This is a genomic window from Streptomyces sp. NPDC047974 (assembly GCF_040653375.1).
Classification (GTDB): domain Bacteria; phylum Actinomycetota; class Actinomycetes; order Streptomycetales; family Streptomycetaceae; genus Streptomyces.
The window spans coordinates 165,354-185,505 of record NZ_JBEZNU010000014.1 but is presented as its reverse complement, the minus strand read 5'-3'; the positions used below and the strand labels follow the sequence as shown (position 1 = coordinate 185,505).

At 73.1% G+C, this 20,152-nt stretch carries 19 protein-coding genes; 6 read left to right on the top strand and 13 right to left on the bottom strand.

All coding sequences use genetic code 11. The annotated features are described in order from the left end of the window. Window positions 1–95: 95 nt before the first annotated feature. The 7 genes from AB0E19_RS21450 to mshD all read right to left on the bottom strand — a co-directional run bounded on the left by AB0E19_RS21450 (window position 96) and on the right by mshD (window position 7,237). Entirely contained in the window at window positions 96–536 is a 441-nt protein-coding gene (locus AB0E19_RS21450; protein WP_362182385.1) for an NUDIX hydrolase, read from the bottom strand. After that, window positions 533–1,534 (bottom strand): CHAD domain-containing protein, encoded by a 1,002-nt coding sequence (locus AB0E19_RS21445; protein ID WP_362182382.1) that lies wholly within the window; start codon window positions 1,532–1,534, stop codon window positions 533–535. Before AB0E19_RS21445 ends, AB0E19_RS21450 begins: the two co-directional genes overlap by 4 nt. Continuing rightward, window positions 1,521–3,770: an RNA degradosome polyphosphate kinase gene (locus AB0E19_RS21440; protein WP_362182379.1), complete on the bottom strand. Its 2,250-nt coding sequence runs from the start codon at window positions 3,768–3,770 to the stop codon at window positions 1,521–1,523. The genes AB0E19_RS21445 and AB0E19_RS21440 overlap by 14 nt, the downstream gene beginning before the upstream one ends. A gap of 235 nt (window positions 3,771–4,005) precedes the next feature. Then, a complete protein-coding gene (locus tag AB0E19_RS21435) occupies window positions 4,006–4,986 on the bottom strand; it encodes an ABC transporter permease subunit (RefSeq protein WP_362182376.1) in 981 nt (326 codons plus the stop codon). Next, window positions 4,983–5,825 (bottom strand): ABC transporter ATP-binding protein, encoded by an 843-nt coding sequence (locus tag AB0E19_RS21430; protein WP_362182373.1) that lies wholly within the window; start codon window positions 5,823–5,825, stop codon window positions 4,983–4,985. Before AB0E19_RS21430 ends, AB0E19_RS21435 begins: the two co-directional genes overlap by 4 nt. Next, complete coding sequence (locus AB0E19_RS21425; protein ID WP_360607869.1) at window positions 5,822–6,214, bottom strand: GntR family transcriptional regulator; 393 nt, start codon at window positions 6,212–6,214, stop codon at window positions 5,822–5,824. Before AB0E19_RS21425 ends, AB0E19_RS21430 begins: the two co-directional genes overlap by 4 nt. Before the next feature lie 96 nt (window positions 6,215–6,310). Continuing rightward, window positions 6,311–7,237 carry a mycothiol synthase gene (gene mshD, locus AB0E19_RS21420; protein ID WP_362182368.1) on the bottom strand — a complete coding sequence of 309 codons (927 nt, stop codon included), beginning with the start codon at window positions 7,235–7,237 and terminating at the stop codon, window positions 6,311–6,313. A gap of 162 nt (window positions 7,238–7,399) precedes the next feature. Here mshD and AB0E19_RS21415 point away from each other — a divergent pair, with 162 nt between their 5' ends. The 3 genes from AB0E19_RS21415 to AB0E19_RS21405 all read left to right on the top strand — a co-directional run bounded on the left by AB0E19_RS21415 (window position 7,400) and on the right by AB0E19_RS21405 (window position 10,722). Beyond that, entirely contained in the window at window positions 7,400–9,199 is a 1,800-nt protein-coding gene (locus tag AB0E19_RS21415) for a bifunctional metallophosphatase/5'-nucleotidase (protein ID WP_362182366.1), read from the top strand. 122 nt (window positions 9,200–9,321) lie between these two features. Continuing rightward, window positions 9,322–10,182, top strand: a complete 861-nt coding sequence (locus tag AB0E19_RS21410) for a phosphatidylinositol-specific phospholipase C (RefSeq protein ID WP_362182364.1) — start codon at window positions 9,322–9,324, stop codon at window positions 10,180–10,182. A 54-nt stretch (window positions 10,183–10,236) separates the two neighbouring features. Beyond that, window positions 10,237–10,722, top strand: coding sequence for a DUF664 domain-containing protein (locus AB0E19_RS21405; protein ID WP_362182361.1), 486 nt, complete (start codon window positions 10,237–10,239; stop codon window positions 10,720–10,722). Window positions 10,723–10,726: 4 nt separating this feature from the next. Here AB0E19_RS21405 and AB0E19_RS21400 read toward each other — a convergent pair whose 3' ends face one another. The 5 genes from AB0E19_RS21400 to AB0E19_RS21380 form a co-directional block, all read right to left on the bottom strand. Then, complete coding sequence (locus AB0E19_RS21400; RefSeq protein ID WP_362182358.1) at window positions 10,727–12,157, bottom strand: HAMP domain-containing sensor histidine kinase; 1,431 nt, start codon at window positions 12,155–12,157, stop codon at window positions 10,727–10,729. Then, window positions 12,154–12,885 (bottom strand): response regulator transcription factor, encoded by a 732-nt coding sequence (locus AB0E19_RS21395; RefSeq protein ID WP_362182355.1) that lies wholly within the window; start codon window positions 12,883–12,885, stop codon window positions 12,154–12,156. Before AB0E19_RS21395 ends, AB0E19_RS21400 begins: the two co-directional genes overlap by 4 nt. A 20-nt stretch (window positions 12,886–12,905) precedes the next feature. Next, a complete protein-coding gene (locus AB0E19_RS21390; protein ID WP_362182352.1) occupies window positions 12,906–14,003 on the bottom strand; it encodes a trypsin-like peptidase domain-containing protein in 1,098 nt (365 codons plus the stop codon). A gap of 111 nt (window positions 14,004–14,114) precedes the next feature. Then, window positions 14,115–15,137, bottom strand: coding sequence for a LacI family DNA-binding transcriptional regulator (locus tag AB0E19_RS21385; RefSeq protein ID WP_360607887.1), 1,023 nt, complete (start codon window positions 15,135–15,137; stop codon window positions 14,115–14,117). A 72-nt stretch (window positions 15,138–15,209) separates the two neighbouring features. After that, on the bottom strand, window positions 15,210–16,064 hold the full coding sequence (locus tag AB0E19_RS21380; RefSeq protein ID WP_362182348.1) for a response regulator transcription factor: 855 nt from the start codon (window positions 16,062–16,064) through the stop codon (window positions 15,210–15,212). A gap of 269 nt (window positions 16,065–16,333) precedes the next feature. On the opposite strand from AB0E19_RS21380, the gene AB0E19_RS21375 reads away from it, so the two are divergent. Together AB0E19_RS21375 and AB0E19_RS21370 are read left to right on the top strand one after the other, a co-directional pair. Beyond that, window positions 16,334–17,152 carry an alpha/beta fold hydrolase gene (locus AB0E19_RS21375; RefSeq protein WP_362182345.1) on the top strand — a complete coding sequence of 273 codons (819 nt, stop codon included), beginning with the start codon at window positions 16,334–16,336 and terminating at the stop codon, window positions 17,150–17,152. A gap of 45 nt (window positions 17,153–17,197) precedes the next feature. Next, window positions 17,198–17,452: a MoaD/ThiS family protein gene (locus tag AB0E19_RS21370; protein WP_169087723.1), complete on the top strand. Its 255-nt coding sequence runs from the start codon at window positions 17,198–17,200 to the stop codon at window positions 17,450–17,452. A gap of 54 nt (window positions 17,453–17,506) precedes the next feature. Here the strand turns inward: AB0E19_RS21370 and AB0E19_RS21365 are convergent, their stop codons facing one another. Beyond that, entirely contained in the window at window positions 17,507–18,706 is a 1,200-nt protein-coding gene (locus AB0E19_RS21365) for an RNA-guided endonuclease TnpB family protein (RefSeq protein ID WP_362182341.1), read from the bottom strand. A 149-nt stretch (window positions 18,707–18,855) separates the two neighbouring features. Here AB0E19_RS21365 and AB0E19_RS21360 point away from each other — a divergent pair, with 149 nt between their 5' ends. Beyond that, complete coding sequence (locus AB0E19_RS21360) at window positions 18,856–20,046, top strand: hypothetical protein (protein ID WP_362182338.1); 1,191 nt, start codon at window positions 18,856–18,858, stop codon at window positions 20,044–20,046. Window positions 20,047–20,152: the final 106 nt, after the last annotated feature.

Sequence of the window (20,152 nt, the reverse complement as noted above, 5' to 3'; positions counted from 1 at the left end):
ACCGTGCCGTAAGCCACGGTGCGGCCGGGCACGCGGTGCCGCGGCACGGCCGCGCACGGTGGCCGTGCCGACGTGCGGGTCGCCGTCCAGGCCGTCTACCGGGCGTCGGGCGGCTGACGGTCCGGGGCCGTCGCCCCCGCGAGGAGGACGTCGAGCAGCTCGCGGTCGCGCGGCCGGGTCAGACGGGCACGGGCCGCGGCCGGCGCCAGCCAGTGCAGGCGGTCCACCTCGCGGCCGGGGACGAAGGCGCCGTCGAGGGCGCGGGCCGCCCAGTAGACGACCTCCTTGGGGCGGCCCGCGACGGGGTAGCGGACGGTGGGGAGGCGGGCGCCCAGCTCGCAGTGGTGCCCGGTCTCCTCCAGGACCTCGCGCAGGGCGCAGGCCTCGGCGCTCTCGCCGCGCTTGCGCTTCCCCTTCGGGTGGGACCAGTCGTCCCACTTCGGGCGGTGGACCAGCGCGATCTCGATGCCGGGACCGGCGGGCGACGGGCGCCACAGGACGCAGCCCGCCGCCAGGACCGGCTCCGGGACGGTCATGGGACGGGGGCGGCGGCCGTGTGCCAGACGCGCTGGAAGGCGAAGCGGGCCGCTTCGACCTCGTGCCGCTGGTCGGCGTGGAGGACCCCGAGGGCGTACGCGGTGGCCGGCGCGATCCGGGGGGTGCGGGCCGCGGCGGCGGCGGCCGCGGCCGCCTCGGCGGCGTCACGGTGCCGGTCCAGGGCCCGGGCCGCCTCGTACAGCGGGGCGTCCGGATCCGGGCCGAGGGTCATGACCTCGGTGGCGTACCGGTGGAGGCGGAGCAGCAGCCGGGTGTGGTGCCAGGGCGCGTCCTGGTTCTCGCCCGCCGCCAGGGCCAGCGCCTCCGCGTTGTACGGGTGGGCGGCGCGGGTCAGCGGCAGCGCGTCGACCGCGTCGAGGAGGCGCCGGCGGGCGACCGACGCGGAGGCGTCGAGCACCTCGGGGGCGGGGGCCGCGCCCGCCGGGCCGAGCGGCACCTCGGAGGCGAGCAGGGCGACGGCGTCGGCGAGCGCGTGGAAGCGGGAGGAGCCGAGGGCCTGGAGGGCCGCCGAGTGGGCGCGGGTCCTGGCCAGGGTGAGCTGCCGGTCCAGGAGGGCGCCGGCCCGGGCGGCGCCGACGGTGAGGCCGGCGCTCTCCGAGCCGCGGGAGGCCGGCACCGGCCCCGGGCCGCCGGCCAGCCGGTTCAGCGCGTCCATCAGCCGGATCAGCCGCGAGGTGCACGCCTGTTCCTGGGCGAGGGTGCCGGAGAGCCAGGCCAGCTCGGTCCTGAGCTGGTCGGCCCAGGCGGTGTCGAGCAGCGGCCGGAAGGTGTGCAGGCTGCCGCTGATGCGCCGGGCGGCGGCCCGCAGCGTACCGGCGGCCTCGTCCGCTCCCGAGGTGTCCGCGCCGCTCTCGCCGTGCTGCCGCAGGCCGCGGAGGAAGTCCGCGGCCCGGGCGTGCAGGTAGGGGGCCAGGACCTCGCCCGCGGTCAGGTCCCTCGTCGCCTGCGGGGACTGCGTGGGGTCAGGGTTGTGCACGCCGGCGCCTCCGCGCGTCGATGAGCATCTCCTGCACGTGCCGCAGCGGCTTGCCCTCGGGATCGGTCGCGTGACGCGTCCAGTTCCCGTCCGGGCCGAGGTGCCAGGAGGAGGTGGTGTCGGACATCCCGGTCTCCAGGAGCCGGGTGAGGGCCGCCCGGTGGGCGGGGTCGGAGACCCGGACCAGGGCCTCGATGCGCCGGTCCAGGTTGCGGTGCATCATGTCGGCGCTGCCGAACCAGACCTCCGGCTCGCCGCCGTTGCCGAAGGCGAAGATCCGGGAGTGCTCCAGGAAGCGTCCGAGGACGGAGCGGACCCGGATGTTGTCCGAGAGGCCGGGGACGCCCGGGCGCACGGCGCAGATGCCGCGGACCCAGATGTCGACCGGGACGCCGGCCTGGGAGGCCCGGTAGCAGGCGTCGATGACGGCCTCGTCGACCATCGAGTTGACCTTGATCTTCACGTACGCCGGCCGGCCGGCCCGGTGGTGGGCGATCTCCTTGGTGATCCGGGAGACGAGCCCGTCGCGGAGCGACTTCGGGGCGGTCAGCAGACGCCGGTAGGTCTCGCGGCGCGAGTAGCCGGAGAGCCGGTTGAAGAGGTCGGAGAGGTCCGCGCCGACCTGCGGGTCGGCGGTGAGCAGGCCGAGGTCCTCGTAGAGCCGGGCCGTCTTCGGGTGGTAGTTGCCGGTGCCGACGTGCGAGTAGCGGCGCAGCAGGTCGCCCTCCTGGCGGACCACCAGGGACAGCTTGCAGTGGGTCTTGAGGCCGACGAGGCCGTAGACGACGTGGCAGCCGGCCTCCTCCAGCTTCCGCGCCCACTTGATGTTGGCCTGCTCGTCGAAGCGGGCCTTGATCTCGACGAGGACGAGGACCTGCTTGCCGGACTCGGCGGCGTCGATGAGGGCGTCGACTATCGGGGAGTCGCCGGAGGTCCGGTACAGCGTCTGCTTGATCGCGAGGACGTCCGGGTCGGCCGCCGCCTGCTCCAGGAAGGCCTGGACGGAGGTGGAGAAGGAGTCGTACGGGTGGTGCAGCAGGACGTCCCGCTCGCGCATCGCGGCGAAGACGTCGGGCGCGGACGCGGACTCGACCTCGGCGAGGTCCCGGTGGGTGCCGGCGACGAACTTCGGGTACTTGAGCTCGGGCCGGTCCTGCGAGGCGATCCCGAACAGGCCGGTGAGGTCGAGCGGACCGGGCAGCGGGTAGACCTCGGCGTCGGAGATCTTCAGCTCGCGCACGAGCAGGTCGAGGACGTACGGGTCGATGGACTCCTCGACCTCCAGGCGGACCGGCGGGCCGAAGCGGCGCCGCATGAGCTCCTTCTCCAGGGCCTGGAGGAGGTTCTCCGCGTCGTCCTCCTCGACCTCCAGGTCCTCGTTCCTGGTCACCCGGAACATGTGGTGCGCGAGCACCTCCATGCCGGGGAAGAGCTCCTCCAGGTGCGCCGCGATCACGTCCTCCAGGGGGACGTACCGCTGCGGGGAGGCCTCCAGGAAGCGGGAGAGCAGCGGCGGGACCTTGACGCGCGCGAAGTGGCGGTGGCCGCTGACCGGATTGCGTACGACCACGGCGAGGTTGAGGCTCAGCCCCGAGATGTACGGGAAGGGGTGCGCCGGGTCCACGGCGAGCGGCGTCAGCACCGGGAAGATCTGCTGCCGGAAGAGCGTGAAGAGCCGCGCCTGCTCCTTCTCGGTGAGCTCGGGCCAGCGGATCAGGTGGATGCCCTCGTCGGCCAGGGCCGGGGCGACGTCCTGCTGGTAGCAGGCCGCGTGCCGGGCCATCAGCTCGCGCGAGCGGGTCCAGATGAGGTCGAGGACCTCGCGCGGCTGGAGGCCGGAGGCGGAGCGGGTGGCGACGCCGGTGGCGATGCGGCGCTTGAGGCCGGCGACCCGGACCATGAAGAACTCGTCGAGGTTCGAGGCGAAGATCGCGAGGAAGTTCGCCCGTTCGAGGAGGGGGGTCGTCGGGTCCTCGGCGAGTTCGAGGACCCGCTCGTTGAAGGCGAGCCAGCTGCGCTCGCGGTCCAGGAAGCGGCCCTGCGGCAGCTCGCGCGAGGCGTCGCCGTCCGCGCCCTCGTAGGCGTCGATCTCGGAGTCGAGTCCGGAGTCGAAGGCGCCGGTGTCGGCCTCGGCCTCGGCGGCGTGCGGGCGGTTCGCCGCTATGGAACCCAGGGACGGCTGCGGGGACGCGGTGGCGGAGGTCTGGACCGGGACCTCGGCGGGCTGCTGGCTCATGGCCCCATTCTTCCGCGCGAAGGGGTCCTCGGGCGCGTCGGAGCGGGCCGTGGGGGAGGGCAGTCTCCCCTTGGGGAGTCTCCCCGGGGCGGGAGCCCCGCCAGGAGTGATCACGGATCGCTTCATTGCGTGAGCGTCGCAAGCGCGTCTGAATGGCCGGTAACGACGACATGTCGTGCGGGAATCGGGGGCGGGGCCTGTGCCGGGCCCCGCCCCGTTCCTTCACCCGTACGGGTTATGCGTGACGGGCCCGCAGCACCCGGAAGGCGGCGAAGACCACGAGGGCGGCGAGCGCCAGGACGATACCGGTCTCGATGAGCTGGGTGGGCCAGAAGTGGGAGGAGGGGTGGTAGTCGATGTATTGGGTGGTGACGTCGTGCTCGGCGTAGCACTGCTTCTCCACCTTCTCCCACAGCTCCGGGTCGGCGTCGGAGCCGGGCGTCGCGTTCGCCCGCGTCCAGCAGACCGAGGGGTCGAAGGGCGCGCCGGAGGAGGTCAGCATGCCGCTGTCCATGTACAGGTGGTCGGGGGCGAGCCCGGACTGGGAGCCGAGCGGGAAGGTCTCCCTCTCCGCCGACAGCAGCGACCAGCGGTATCCGTTGAAGACGGCCAGCACCGAGCCCGTGACCAGCGCCGCGACGGCCATGGCCGGCACCGTGCGGCGGACGAGCTGGCCGACGAGGGCGCCGACGGCGACGGCGGCGAGGACGTGGGCGAGGACGGTGATGCCGGTCGCCGTGTAGGTCGCCGGGTCGCCCCAGTGGTAGTCCCACCCCTCCCGCACGCCGAGCCGGCCGAACCAGAAGATCCCCATGACGGCGAGCGCGGCGAGCACGCCGACGGCCGCCGCGACGGTGAGCTTCGAGCGGAGCCACTCCACCGGGCCGACCGACTGGGTGAGGGAGAGCTGGTACGTCCCCGACTCGTACTCGCGCGCCACCATCGGACCCGCGACCACCGCGGCGACGAGGCCGGGCAGCACGATGGCCGCGCCGCCGACGTACTCCACGATCCGGCGGAGCTTCAGGTACCCGTCGTTGTCGGTGGAGGAGATCCACATGCCGTCCTGCGCCGGCAGCGGTTCCTGCGCGGCCCAGATCCGCAGCCCCCCGACCACGGCCAGCGCCAGCAGGGCCAGGGCGCCCGCGAGCCACAGGGTCCGCCGGTACTGGCGGGCCGTCACCCAGGCGGGGCCCTTGAGGGCGAGGGTGCTCATGCGGGGGCTCCTTCGGGGTTGCGGAGGTGGGCGAGGAGGAGCTCCTCCAGGGACGGTTCGCTGGTCTCCCAGGGGCCTTCGACGGGGCCCTCCCGGCGGACGAGGGCGGTGAGTTGACGGCCCGTCGTGCGGGAGTCGACCACGCGGTGCGGGGCGAGGTCGGCGACGGGTCCGCGCAGCAGGGTGTGCGCGGCGAGCAGGTCGTCGACGGCGCCGTCGAGGCGGATCCGGCCCCCGGCGAGCAGCATCAGGTGGTCGCAGGCGCCCTCCAGCTCGGTGAGGATGTGGGAGGACATGACGACCGTGGTGCCGCGCTCGGCGGCGTCGGACATCAGCAGGCCCATCAGCTGGTGGCGGGCGAGCGGGTCGAGGTCGGCCATCGGCTCGTCCAGGAGGAGGAGTCCGGCGCGCTTGCCGAGGGCGAGCGCGAGGGCGACGCGGGTGCGCTGGCCGCCGGACAGGTGGTGGACGAGGGTGTCGGAGGAGAAACCGCCGCCCTCGACGACCCGGAGCGCGGCGGCGTCGTCCCACCGGCCGGGGTTGAGCTCGCGGCCCATGCGGAGGGTGTCGGCGACGGTGAGCCGGGGGTGCAGCGGCTTGGTCTGGGCGACGTAGGCCAGGTCCTCGCGGGCGGGGGCGGTGAGCGTGCCCTCGGTGGGGCGCAGCAGGCCGGCGGCGAGGGCGAGCAGGGTGGACTTGCCGGCGCCGTTGGGGCCGACGAGGGCGCAGATCCGGCCGGCGGGGAGCGCGAAGTCGCACGCCCGCAGGGCCCAACCGCCCCTCCGTCCCCCGTACTTCTTGCCCAGGAGCTCGGCTCCCAAGGCGGTGGTCGTACTCACTGTTCGTCGTCCCCCTCGAAGTGCTGTGCCAGTACGGCGGTGAAGAGCGCCGCCACGTCCTCGCGGTCCATGCCCTCGGCGCGTGCGCGGCGGGCCCAGGCGTCGAGCTCGCCCCGGAGGGGGGAGTCGGCGGGGGCGGTGGTGCCGAGCGTGGCGCGGACGAAGGTGCCGAGGCCGCGGCGGGCCTCGACGAGGCCTTCGCGTTCGAGCTCGCGGTAGGCCTTGAGGACCGTGTTCGGGTTGATGGCCGTCGCCTCGACGACCTCGCGTGCGGTGGGCAGTCGGTCGCCCGGCTCCAGGAGGCCCATCCGGAGGGCCTGTTTCGTCTGCTGGACGATCTGGAGGTAGGTGGCGACGCCGCTGCGCCGGTCGATGCGGTACTCGACCACGTCCCTTCCACCACCCTTTCACTAATCAAGTAGTGAAAGAGTGGATCAAGAAAGGGGGCGGTGTCAACCGCCCCCTCGCCGAAGGCCCGTGGAGTGTTACGACTCCGAGCGGTACATCAGGTCCACCTCGTGCGTCCGGAAGCCGAGCCCCTCGTAGACCCGCACCGCCGCGGTGTTGTCGGCGTCCACGTACAGCATCGCCGTCGGCAGCCCCTGCGCCGCCAGGTGCCGCAGCCCCGTCGCGGTGAGCGCCTTGCCGAGGCCGCCGCCCTGCGCCCCCGGCAGGATCCCGACCACGTACACCTCGCCGAGCCGCTCCTCGGCGTGGACCTTCGTCCAGTGGAAGCCGACCAGCTCCTCGTCCCTCTCGGCGAGGAAGAAGCCCTTCGGGTCGAACCACGGCTCCGCGATCCGGTCGTCCAGGTCCCGCTGGGTCAGCGAGCCCTGCTCCGGGTGGTGGGCGAAGGCGGCGGCGTTGACCGCGAGCCAGGCCGCGTCGTCCTGCCCCGGGACGAAGGTGCGGATCGTGACGCCCTCGGGGAGGGCCGGCTCGGGGATGTCCAGCGGCGTCAGCGGTCGGCGCAGCTGGCGCAGTTCGCGGAAGAGGGTGAGGCCGAGGACCTGGGCGAGGTGGCGCGCGGACGGCTTGCCGCCGTGCGCCCAGACGCGCAGCCGCTTGCCGGTGGCGGCGAGCAGGGCCGTGCCGAGGGCCCGCCCGTGTCCGCGGCCGCGCTGGTCGGGGTGGACGAGCAGCTCGGCGGCCGGCGCCTCGACGGGGTCGGTCTCCTCCAGCTGGGCGTAGCCGTAGAGGTGGGAGCCGACGGTGAGGAGGAAGTGCCGCACCCCCTCGCGCCGCCCGTGCCGGAGGTAGAGCCGCCCCTGTTCGGACACCGCGTGCACGCCGTCGGCGCGGTCCGCGGCCGCGAGCAGGTCCATGACCTCCTGGACCTGCTCGGGGGTGAGCTCGTCGTACGTCTGGATCTGCCGTCCCGGTTCGAGGGCGGGCGCCGCGTCGGAAGTCATGGTGCCGAGCCTACGGCGAACCCTCCGTCAGCCGGAGGCAACTGTCTTGTAACCCGCTACCCCCTGTTGCGCTACGCGCGTTGACTCTAGGCTGCGAGCGCACACGCGGCAGACGATCAAAGCCGCGAATCGGGGCACGGGGCAAAGGGGACCTCAGGAGAGATGGCAGTGAACCGCAGGAAGAGCAAGGCCGGGCGGCGGATTCTGGCCGCCGGCGCGGGGCTGGCGACGGTCGGCGCGCTCGTCGCCGCCATGCCGGCGGGTGCCTCGTCGGACGCCGAGGGCGCGGGCGGGACGAACGGCAAGGGCTGGGGCCGGATGGTCGACGTCCAGCTGCTGTCCTTCAACGACCTGCACGGCAACCTGGAGCCGCCGACCGGTTCGTCGGCCCGGCTGACGCGGGTCAAGGAGGACGGCACGACCGAGACGATCAACAACGTCGGCGGTGCCGAGTACCTGGCCACGCACCTGGAGCAGGCCCGCGCGGGTCACCGGTACTCCATCACGGCCGCGGCCGGCGACATGATCGGTGCCTCGCCGCTGGTCTCGGGGCTCTTCCACGACGAGCCGACCATCGAGGCGCTCAACGAGATGAAGCTCGACGTGAGCTCGGTGGGCAACCACGAGTTCGACGAGGGCGCGCGCGAGCTGAGCCGCATACAGAACGGCGGCTGCCACCCGGTCGAGGGCTGTTTCGAGGAGGGCAAGACCTTCGAGGGGGCGAACTTCCCCTACCTCGCGGCCAACGTGACCGACGAGAAGAGCGGCAAGCCGCTGCTCGACCCGTACTTCATCTGGGAGAAGGACGGCGTCCGGATCGGCTTCATCGGCGTCACGCTCGAAGGCACGGCGAACATCGTCTCCGCCGAGGGCATCAAGGGCCTGAAGTTCGGCGACGAGGTCGAGACGATCAACAAGTACGCCAAGGTGCTGGAGCGCAAGGGCGTGAAGTCGATCGTCGCCCTGCTCCACGAGGGCGGCATGCCCGCCTCGGGCGCGTACAACTACGACTGCGACACCCCGGGCGCCGGCGCCGGCATCTCCGGCCCGATCGTCGACATCGCCAAGAACATCACCCCGCAGGTCGACGCCCTGGTCACCGGCCACACCCACCAGGCGTACGCGTGCACCATCCCGGACCCGTCGGGCAAGCCGCGCACGGTGACCTCGGCGGCCTCCTTCGGCCGGCTGTACACCGACACGACGCTCACCTACGACCGGCGCACGAAGGACATCGTCCGCACCGCCGTCGCCTCCGCCAACCACGTCGTCACCCGCGACTCCGAGCACGGGAAGATCAGTGATCTGATCAAGCGCTGGAAGGCGCTGGCCGAGCCGATCGCGAACCGTCCCGTCGGCCACATCGGCGAGAGCATCGAGAACCCCACCGAGGTGTACGAGAAGCCGCTGGGCAATCTCATCGCCGACGCGCAGCTGGCGGGCCTCTCGCCGGCCGACAAGGGCGGCGCCCAGCTCGCCCTGATGAACCCGGGCGGCGTCCGCGCGCCGCTGACCCTCGGGGACGGCGTGGTGACCTACGGCGAGGCGTACACCGTCCAGCCGTTCACCAACATGATGACGGTGGTCGACCTGACCGGCGCCCAGCTCGTGACCGCGCTCCAGCAGCAGGTCAGCGGTGCCAACCTGGCCGCTCCGAAGATCCTCCAGGTGTCCAAGGGCTTCACCTACACCCTGGACACGACCAAGACGGGCGCGGACCGGATCGTCGTGGACTCGGTGCGCCTGAACGGTGAGCCGATCGACCCGTCGAAGAGCTACCGGGTCGCGATGAACGAGTTCCTCACGGGCGGCGGCGACGGCTTCCCGGTCCTGGCCACCGGCACGAACAAGCTGGTCGGCGCGTCGGACCTGGACGTCTTCATCGCCTACCTGACGGCCAACTCCTCGGCCGCCCAGCCGCTCCGGGCGCCGGCGACGGACCGGATCACGGTCGTCAAGTAGCCCGCTTCGGCCGTCCCCCGAGGGGGGCGTCCCTCCGCCGGTCCGGCGGAGGGCCGCCCCCCTCTTCCGTGCCCCGCGGCACCCTGGCGCTTCTTGACGCGGACCTGTCATCATCGCGTGTCATGGAGCGACGACGCCTTCTCGCCGGGGCCCTCGGGGCCGGAGTTGCACTGCTCGCCGGGGCGCCCGCGGCGCGCGGCGCGGCCCTCGACACGCGCGCGTGGATGGGGGCGCACGGAGACGGGACCGAGCTGAGGCGGCTCACCCTCCCGGGGACGCACGACTCCGGTGCCCGGTTCGGCGGCCCCTGGAGCGAGTGCCAGAACACCACGATCGCCCAGCAGCTCGACAGCGGCGTGCGCTTCCTCGACGTGCGCTGCCGCGTCACCGGCGGGTCCTTCGCCATCCACCACGGGGCCTCGTACCAGAACATGATGTTCGGCGACGTCCTCGTCGCCTGCCGCGACTTCCTCGCCGCGCACCCCTCCGAGACCGTCCTCATGCGGGTCAAGCAGGAGTACTCCGAGGAGTCCGACGCGACCTTCCGGGCCGTCTTCGACGACTACCTCGACCGGCGCGGCTGGCGCCCCCTCTTCCGGATCGGGGACACGCTCCCGCTCCTCGGCGAGGCGCGCGGCCGGGTCGTGCTGCTCGCCGACAACGCCGGCCTGCCCGGGCTGCGCTGGGCCGACTCCCGGTACTTCGCCGTCCAGGACGACTGGAACGCGCTGCCCGACGCCAAGTACCCGAAGATCCAGGCCCACTTCCGCGCGGCCGTCGCCCGGCCCGGACCGCTGTACGTGAACTTCGTCAGCACCTCCGCCTACCTGCCGCCCCGCTGGAACTCCGACCGGCTCAACCCCTGGGTCCACGGCTTCCTCGACAGCGCCGAACTGGCCGGGAGCACCGGGCTCGGCATCGTCCCCCTCGACTTCCCCGCGACCCGCGCCGGGCTGGTGGAGGCGCTGCTGCGGCACAACTGAACCCGGGACCCATGGGCTGGAGCCCGGGTCATCCGTCGCCGCCGCCGTCCCGTTGTGGGCAATCGTTCCGCAGGGCGGAACGGGTGGGCACAACGGAACGGCACCCTTTGCGGGTGCCTCCGCACATGCGCCTGGACCCGCACCCGTACGGAGCCGTACAGCAGGTGCGGGTTCAGGCGCGTAAAGCCGAGGCCCGGCAGACGGGCGCCGTCCCTGTGCCCACCCGTCCCGCCCTGCGGGACGCCTGCCCACAGGGCCGGCGAGGAGTCGCCCCGGATCTACCGCACCCCGGACGACCGCGAGGCCGACTGGACCGGCGCGGTCGCCGACCCGGCCGTCGTCGCCGAGGCGCGGCTCCGCTGGAAGGAGGAGGCGGCGGCGACCGACGCGTACCTCGCCGCCGCGCCGGACCTCGGCGCGCGGCTCCCCGACGGCGGCCAGCTCCGCGAACTCCTCACCATGCAGATCACCGAGTACGCCCGCCACTGCGGCCACGCCGACCTGCTGCGCGAGCGCGTCGACGGGCGCGTCGGTCAGTAGCCGGTCAGGCGGTGACCTCCGGCGGGGGCGTCGGCGCGCCCGGCAGGCGGAGGTTCGCCACCGTGCCGCCGCCCTCCGCCGGGGACAGGGTCACCGAGCCGCCCGTCCGCTTCACCGTGCGGGCGACGATCGAGAGGCCCAGGCCCGAGCCGGGGAGGCTGCGGGCCGACGGGGAGCGCCAGAAGCGGTCGAAGACGTGCGGGAGCTCGTCGGGGGCGATGCCCGGGCCGTGGTCGCGGACCGTCAGTTCGCCGCGCATCAGGGTCACCTCGATCGTGCCGCGCGGCGGCGAGAACTTCACCGCGTTGTCGAGGACGTTGACCAGGGCCCGTTCCAGGGCGGCCGGTTCGGCGCGTACGTACCAGGGCGCCAGGTCCGTCGCGAAGGTCAGCTCCGGACCGCGCAGCCGGGCGCGGTCCAGGGCCGAGCGCAGCACGGTGTGGAGCCCGACCACCTCCAGCCGACCCGGGCGCACCGCGTCCGGGCGGGCCAGTTCCTGGAGGTCGCCGATGAGCGCGGCCAGTTCCGTCATCTGGGCCTTCACCGACGCCATGAGGGCCCGGCGGTCCTCCGGCGGGATCGCGCGCCCGGTCTCCTCGCTGCGGGCGAGCAGCTCGATGTTGGTCCGCAGCGAGGTGAGGGGGGTGCGCAGCTCGTGCCCCGCATCCGCGATCAGCCGCGCCTGCCGGTCCCGTGAGCTCGCCAGCGCGGCCGTCATCTGGTTGAAGGCGCGCGACAGGCGGGCGATCTCGTCCTCGCCGTCGGCCGGGATCCGTACCGTCAGGTCCTCCGTCGCCGCCACGTGCTCCACCGCCCCGGTGAGCCGGTGCACCGGCTCCAGGCCGGTCCTCGCCACCCACAGTCCGGCGGCGCCCGCGCCGATCACGCCGATGCCGGAGACGAGGAGCAGGACCCAGCCGAGCGTGGAGAGCGAGTTGTCGATCTCGGCGAGCGGGCGGGCGACGGAGACCGCGAGGCCGGGCGGGCCCTGCTGCGGGTAGGTGTAGACGCGCATCTCGCGCCCGTCGGCGTCCTTCACCGTGTGCAGGACGTACGCGAGCGTGCCCCGGGCCACGGCCAGGTCGCCCTCGCCGGCCGGGAGCGCCGCCTTGCCGGAGGTGCAGACGCCGCCGGCCGAGTCGATGATCTGCACGGTGTACGAGCCGGCCGCGGGCGGCGGGGTCTCGCCCTGCCGGCAGAGGGTGAGGAGGCTGCGCACGGCGGCCGGGTCCAGCCGGGTGTTGCGCAGCGCGGAGTCCATCTCGCCCTCCAGCTGCGCGCGCGTCACGAACCAGCAGGCCGCGGAGACGGCGGCGACGGCGACGGCCACGGCGAAGGCGGTGAGCAGCGCGAGGCGCGAGCGCAGCGGCCGGGACCGGAACCAGGCCAGGGGGGTACGGGGGCGTGGCCGGGCGGTGGGGCGGGGAAGGGTCACTCGGTGCCGCCTCCGCCGCGCAGCACGTATCCGACGCCGCGCACGGTGTGGACGAGGCGGGGCTCGCCGCCCGCCTCGGTCTTGCGCCGCAGGTACATCACGTACACGTCCAGGGAGTTGGAGCTGGGTTCGAAGTCGAAGCCCCAGACGGCCTTGAGGATCTGCTCGCGGGTGAGGACCTGGCGGGGGTGGGCCAGGAACATCTCCAGGAGGGTGTACTCGGTGCGGGTCAGTTCGACGGGCCGGCCGGCGCGGGTGACCTCGCGGGTCGCCAGGTCCATCCGCAGGTCCTCGAAGGACAGCACGTCCTCCGGCTCGCCGGCGGGCGCGGCCGGGGCGGCGTACGCGCTGCGGCGCAGCAGGGCGCGGATGCGGGCGAAGAGCTCGTCGAGCTCGAAGGGCTTCACGAGGTAGTCGTCGGCGCCGGCGTCGAGGCCGGTGACGCGGTCGCCGACGGTGTCGCGGGCGGTCAGCATGAGGATCGGCACGGTGGAGCCGGCGGCCCGGATCCGGCGGGCCGCGGTCAGCCCGTCCATGCGCGGCATCTGCACGTCGAGGACGACGAGGTCGGGGGCGTACGACTCCATGGCGGCGAGCGCGTCCACCCCGTCGACGGCCTCCCGCGTCGCGTAGCCCTCGAAGGCGAGGGAGCGGCGCAGGGCCTCCCGCACGGCGGGTTCGTCGTCGACGATGAGGATGCGTTCGGTGTCGTTCGGCTGCCCGGTCATGGGGTCAGCGTGCCATGTGCTCAGTTCCGGCCGCCGGAGCGGAGGGTGTCGAGGTCGGCCTTCAGGGTGTTCACCGGGATGGCGAATCCGAGGCCGACGCTGCCGGCGGTCGAACCGCTCGAAGAACTGGGCGAATACATGGCCGAATTGATCCCGATGATCTCGCCGTTCATATTGATCAGCGCGCCGCCGGAATTCCCGGGGTTGAGGGAGGCGTCGGTCTGGATCGCCTTGTAGGTGGTCTTCGAGGAGCCGGTGTCGCCGTTGAACTGCTGTCCGCCGAACTCGAACGGCCAGCCCTGCCGCGGGTCCCACTGCTGGCCCTGGCCGCTGCCGGCGTCCTCAGAGTCCTCAGAGTCCTCGGAGGCCTTGGCGACCGTGACGTCGCGGTCGAGGGCGGAGACGATGCCGCTGGTGACGGTGCCGGTGAGGCCCTCGGGGGAGCCGATGGCGACGACCTCGTCGCCGACCCTCACCTTGGAGGAGTCGCCGAGGGTGGCGGCCTTCAGGCCGGAGGCGCCGGCGAGCTTGATGAGCGCGAGGTCCTTGTCGGGGTCCGTGCCGACGACCTCGGCGGCGTACGTCCTGCCGTCGCTGGTCCGCACGGTGATCTCGGAGGCGCCGGAGATCACGTGGTTGTTGGTGACGATCTCGCCGTCGGCGGTGATGATCACGCCGGAGCCGGTCGACTTGCCGGAGGCGGAGCTCGCGGAGATCTCCACGGTGGAGGGGGAGACGGCCTCGGCGACCCCGGCGACCGTGCCGGAGCTGCTCGCGGAGACGTTGGTGCCGCTGACCGAGGAGGAGGCGGTGACGGGCGCGTCCTGCGCGGTGAGCTGCTGCACCAGGGTCGCGGTGCCGCCGCCGATCGCCGCCGCCGCGATGGCCACGGCCGCCATGAGGCCGACCCCGCGCTTGGCGCGCCGCCGGGAGACGGGGCCGCCGCCGGGCACCGGGCCGGCCGCCGCGTACGCCGGCTCGGCCGGGGGAGGGGTGAAGCCGCCGCCGGACCCGGACGGCCACACGGTGGTGCCCGGCTCGGTGGTGATCGGCTGCGTCGGCTCGTACGGCGGGCGCGGCGGGTAGTACGGCTGCTGGGGCTGCGTGTGGTCCGTCATGGCACCGACTCTCGGCCCGTGAGATGAGAGCCGTCTGAGGACCGGCTGAGAAGCCCGACAGAACCCTGTATGCCCGAAATAAAGGCGGAGGGTCCGCCGGCCCGGACGGGGTCAGTGGCAGCCGCAGGAGCGGCGGACCACCAGGGCCGAGGGGAACTGCTTGACGCGTTCGCGGCGGGAGCCGTTGACGCGGACGGAGTCGTCGAGGACCAGGTCGACCGCGGCGCGGGCCATGGCCGGGCGGTCGGAGAAGACGGTGGTCAGCGGCGGGTCGGTGAGCGCCGCCTCCTTCACGTCGTCGAAGCCCGCCACCGCCAGCTCGGTCGGCACGTCGATGCGCAGCTCGCGGGCGGCGCGCAGCACGCCGAAGGCCTGGTCGTCGGTCGAGCAGAAGATGGCCGGCGGGCGGTCCGGTCCCGCGAGGAGCTTCAGGGCCACCTGGTAGGCGTCGTAGCGGTTGTACGGGGCCTCGAAGAGCCGGCCCTCGGTCGTGCGGCCGGCCTCCTGCATGGCGCGCCGCCAGCCCTCGACGTGGTCGGCGACCGGGTCGCCGACGGCCGGGGTGTTGGGGACGCCGCCGAGGCACGCCACGTACGGGTGGCCGTGCTCCAGGAGGTGCCGGGTGGCGAGCTGCGCGCCGCCGATGTCGTCGGTGACGACGGCGACGTCGTCGATCGCCTCGGGCCGCTCGTGCAGCAGCACCACGCGCGCGTCCCAGGCCTCGATCTCGCTCGCGGCCTGCTCGCTCATGCCCTGGCTGACGAGGATCAGCCCGGAGACCCGCATGCCGAGGAAGGCGCGCAGGTAGTGGATCTCGCGCTCGGTGCGGTAGTCGGAGTTGCCGACCAGGACCATCTTTCCGCGCTCGGCGGCGGCCTGCTCGACCGCGTGCGCCATCTCGGCGAAGAAGGGCTGGCGCGCGTCCGGGACGATCATGCCTATGAGGTCGGTGCGGCGCGACGCCATCGCCTGGGCCACCCGGTCGGGCCGGTAGCCCAGCTCCTTGATGGCGGCGAGGACACGCTCGCGCGTGGCCGGGGCGACCGGCCGGGGTCCGTTGTTGATGACGTAACTCACGACCGCGGTCGAAGTACCCGCCAGTCGCGCTACGTCATCCCGCGTCACCTTGGCCACGCGCGGAAGTCTACGCGGGGTGACCTACCTACCGGCAGGTCGCGTTGTGGCATACGCCACGTTACCGTCCCTCTAACGAGTGGTGTCGGCCGTGGCGTCCTTGACTCCGGTACCCGTACGAGCCTCCGCACGGCCCCCGGAACGGGCCTCTTCCCGGGTGTCCTGCCCCGCTTCCATCCGCTTCGTCCCGTCGGACTCCCGGCCCGCCGCCCCCTTCGCCTCCTTGGCGCGCGCCTCCTCCGCTGCCCGCTCCACCTTCTCCGGCGTCACGAAGCGGTATCCCACATTGCGGACGGTGCCGATCAGCGACTCGTGCTCCGGGCCGAGCTTCGCACGCAGCCGCCGCACATGGACGTCGACCGTACGGGTGCCGCCGAAGTAGTCGTACCCCCACACCTCCTGCAGCAGCTGCGCCCGCGTGAACACCCGGCCCGGGTGCTGCGCCAGGTACTTCAGGAGCTCGAACTCCTTGAAGGTGAGGTCCAGGACCCGGCCCTTCAGCTTCGCGCTGTACGTGGCCTCGTCCACCGACAGGTCGCCGTTGCGGATCTCCATCGGGGAGTCGTCCGCGACGATCTGCTGGCGGCCGAGCGCGAGCCGCAGCCGCGCCTCGACCTCGGCCGGCCCCGCCGTGTCGAGCAGCACGTCGTCGATGCCCCAGTCGGCCGTGACCGCCGCGAGACCGCCCTCCGTGACCACCAGGACCAGCGGACAGCCGGGGCCGGTGGAGCGCAGCAGCTGGCAGAGCGAACGGACCTGCGGCAGGTCGCGCCGCCCGTCGACGAGGATCACGTCGGCGCCGGGGGTGTCCACCAGGGCCGGGCCCTCGGCGGGGGCCACCCGCACGTTGTGCAGCAGCAGGCCGAGGGCGGGCAGCACCTCGGTCGACGGCTGGAGGGCGTTCGTGAGGAGCAGCAGAGAACTCATCGGGCCTCTCCCCCTGCCAGGGTCGGCCGGCTCGTCGGTCGGTCGTGCTTCGTACGCTCGTCCATGACGTCGGTTCCTCCTCGGTCCCTGCGAGGACATCTGCGGTACTGCTCTGTTTCTGCGGTACTGCCGTACTGCTGTTACTGCGGTCTCACCTGTCGCTCCCGCGCCCTGAGAGCTTTTGTTCATCCGTCCGTAACAACGGCCGGAAAACGCAAAAGGACCCGGTGGCGACGTCGCCCGGATCCCTGCCTAGGAGAATAGCCCACATGAGTTCCGAGGCAGAGGGCCGATTTCACATGATGGATGTTTCCTCGCTCACTTCCGGACCTCGCCGCGCAATGCTGAGGACGGACGACGGCGTCCGGATCGAGGCGGTTCACGAACGCTTCTCCGCCAGTGTCGCCGACACCGCCGTCGTCGTCGCGCACGGCTTCACCGGCGCCGCCGACCGCCCCGCCGTCCGGCGCGCCGCCCAGGCCCTCGGCCGGCACGCGGACGCCGTCGTCACCTTCTCCTTCCGCGGCCACGGCCGCTCCGGCGGCCTCTCCACCCTCGGCGACCGCGAGGTCCTCGACCTCGCCGCCGCCGTCCGCTGGGCCCGTGAGCTGGGCCACGCGCGCGTGGTGACCGTCGGCTTCTCCATGGGCGGCTCCGTCGTCCTCCGGCAGGCCGCCCTCGACCGCGCCACCGCCACCGGACCCGACGCGGTCGCCGCCGTCTCCTCACCCGCCCGCTGGTACTACCGGGGCACGGCCCCGATGCGCCGCCTCCACTGGATGGTCACCCGCCCGGTCGGCCGGCTCGTCGGCCGGTACGGGCTCCGCACCCGCGTCGACGCCCGCCCCTGGGACCCCGAACCGCTGCCGCCGTTCGAGGCCGTCCCGCTGATCGCCCCCGCCCCGCTGCTCCTCGTCCACGGCGACCGGGACCCCTACTTCCCGCTCGACCACCCCCGGATGCTCGCCGCGGCCGCCCCCGACGGCGCACCCGTCGAACTGTGGCTGGAGCCCGGCATGGGCCACGCCGAGAACGCGGCCGGCGAGGAGCTCCTTGACCGGCTCGGCGCCTGGCTCGTCCGCCGATAGCCCATCATGGGGAGCGGCGCGCACACGAACGAAGGGAGCGCCGCTATGGCAGCGGGAACCATCCGCTACTGGGCCGCGGCCAAGGCCGCCGCAGGGGTCGCCGAGGAGCCGTACACCGCCGAGACCCTCGCCGAGGCCCTGGACGCCGCCCGCGCGGACCACCCGGGCGAGCTCGTCCGGGTCCTCCAGCGGTGCTCGTTCCTCGTCGACGGCGACCCGGTCGGCACCCGGAGCCATGAGACCGTACGGCTTGCCGAGGGCGGCACGGTCGAGGTGCTCCCCCCGTTCGCAGGAGGGTGAACCCCACAGCTTGACTTCTTCCTTCCCCCCCTCGTGGACGAGGGGGGGAAGGTCCTACGGCTCGCGCCGTGGGGTTTTCTGCTTCGTCGTCGACTGCCCGCCCGGAGTTCTCCGTTGAGGTCTTACACCGGCTCCACAGACCGACACCGCCAGCCCGGCGGCCAGAAGGTTGCGTGCCGCGTTCACGTCCCGGTCATGGGTCGTGCCGCAGCTGTCGCACGTCCAGGTGCGGACGCCGAGCGGCATCCTCTCCTGAAGGGTGCCGCAGTGGGAGCACAGCCTGGTGGAGGGGAAGAAGCGGTCGACCGCGATCACTTCCCGTCCGTACCAGGCGGCCTTGTACTCCAGCAGGGAGCGGAACTCGCTCCAGCTCGCGTCCGAGACGGCTCGGGCGAGCGTGTGGTTCTTGACCATGTTGCGCACGGTCAGGTCCTCGATCACGATCGTTTGGTTCTCACGAACGAGCCGAGTGGTCAGCTTGTGCAGGCCGTCCCGCCTGCGGTCGGTGATCCGAGCATGGATCCTGGCGACCTTCCTGTGGGCCTTGGCCCGGTTGGCGCCATCACCCTTGGCCTTGCGGGCCAGCTGCCGCTGGGCGCGGGCGAGCCGGGCGCGGTCGCGGCGCTCGTGCCTCGGGTTGGCGATCTTCTCGCCCGTGGACAGGGTCAGCAGGTGGTTCAGGCCTACATCGACCCCGATCGCCGTGTCCGTGGCGGGCAGCGGCTTGACCGTCGGGTCGTCGCAGAGCAGGGAGACGAACCAGCGGCCCGCGCTGTCCTGGGACACGGTCACCGTCGAAGGGCTCGCCCCGGCGGGGAGCGGACGCGACCACACGATGCCCAGCGGCTCCGCCATCTTCGCCAGCGTCAGCCTGCCGTCACGCCAACGGAACCCGCTGGTGGTGTACTCGGCGGACTTCCGCGACCTCTTCTTCGACTTGAACCGCGGGTACCTCGCCCGCTTGCCGAAAAAGCTCGTGAAGGCGCTCTGCAGGTGCCGCAGGCACTGCTGGAGCGGAACCGACGACACCTCGTTGAGGAACGCCAGCTCCTCGGTCTTCTTCCACGCTGTCAGCATCGCCGACGTGGCGTTGTAGTTCACCCGCTCCTGCCGTGCCCACGCCTCGGTGCGGGCTGCCAGCGCCAGGTTGTAGACCTTGCGGACGCATCCGAATGTGCGCGACAGCTCCGCTGCCTGCGCATCGGTCGGACGGAAGCGGTACTTGAACGCCCGCTTCACGCACGTCGTGGTCACGCTCACAAACTAGCGAGACTTTCGATAAGCGACCAACCTGCGGGTCAGAGCGCCGCAATCCGCCCTGGCGGCGAAGCCCAGCCCCTTGTCCTGCTCCGCAGGAGTCTCCCTCCCCAGGCTGAAGCCGGGGGTATCCCGAGAGGAACCAGTTGAGCAACGACCAGCGGTACGGCGGCGCGCCGCACGACCCGAACGCGTACGACCCCTCGGTCACCCAGACCTGGGAGGGCCAGACCTGGGACACCACGTACCAGCCGACGGTCCGCCCCGAGGACGCGGCGTACGGGTACCCGGGCGCGCAGCCGCAGGCCCAGCAGCCGTACGCCCACCCGCAGGAGGGGTACGACGGGCAGGCGTACGCCCCGTACGCGCAGCCCGAGCAGCCGTACGCGCAGCCGGAACCGAACGTACGGCCGGAGCAGTACGCGCAGCCGTACGCGCAGCCCCAGCAGCCGTACGCGCAGCCCGAGGCGTACACGCCCGCGCAGCCGCCCGCCCAGCCGGAGCCGTACGCCCCGGCCCCCGAGGCACAGGAGGCCGAGGCGCCCGCGTACTCCTCGCCCACCACCTCCGGGAACACCCGGATCACCGACGCGCAGCGCGCGCGGGCCGAGGGCCGGTCGCCGATCATCGAGCCCGGCATGCGGCCCGCCGCGCTGACCGCCGTCCTCGGGCTGCTCCTCGCCGGCGGCGCCGCGCTCGGCACGTACGGGCTCCTGCTGCCGCTGGTCGCGCTCCAGGCGCTGACCGCCGCCGGCTGGTTCCGGCTCAACGGCATGTGGCCGGCCCGGCAGGGCATCGCGCTCGCCTTCCTCGGCGGACTCGTCGCCGACGCCGCCCTGCTCGCCACCGGCCGCGAGCACGCGGCCCCCGCCCTCCTCGGCACCCTCGGCGTCTGGGTGCTGCTCTGCCTGGTCCTCCAGCTGCGCAGCCACGCCGAACCCGACGAGCGGATGTACGGCCTCATGGCCACCGTCACGTCGGCGGCGCTGACCGTCCTCGCCGCCGGACACCTCGGCGCCGAGCCGGACGCGGTGACCGTCGGCGCGGCCGCCGTCGGCGCCACCGTCCTGGCCCGCGCGCTCCCGCTGCCCGGCCCGGTCTCGCTCGTCGTCTCGCTCCTCGCCGGCGCGGGCGCCGGCATCGTCGCCGGCACCCTGAGCGGCATGGGCGCCTCCGGGGCGCTCCTCGGCCTCGCCACCGGCGTCTGCGCCCTCGTCGGCCTGCGGGTGGCCAGCTACGACTACCCGTCCCGCTTCGTGCACATGACCGCCGGGGTGGCCCTGCCGCTGACGGCCGCCGCGCCCGCCGTGTACCTTCTCGGCCGCGCCCTGGTCTGACCGACGCACGGCCCGCCCGGGGCGCCCGGGAACCGTCCGGCCCCCCGACACGTCGATCTTCGTGTCGGGGGGCCGGCACGCATCACCGGAACACTGACGAACTGGC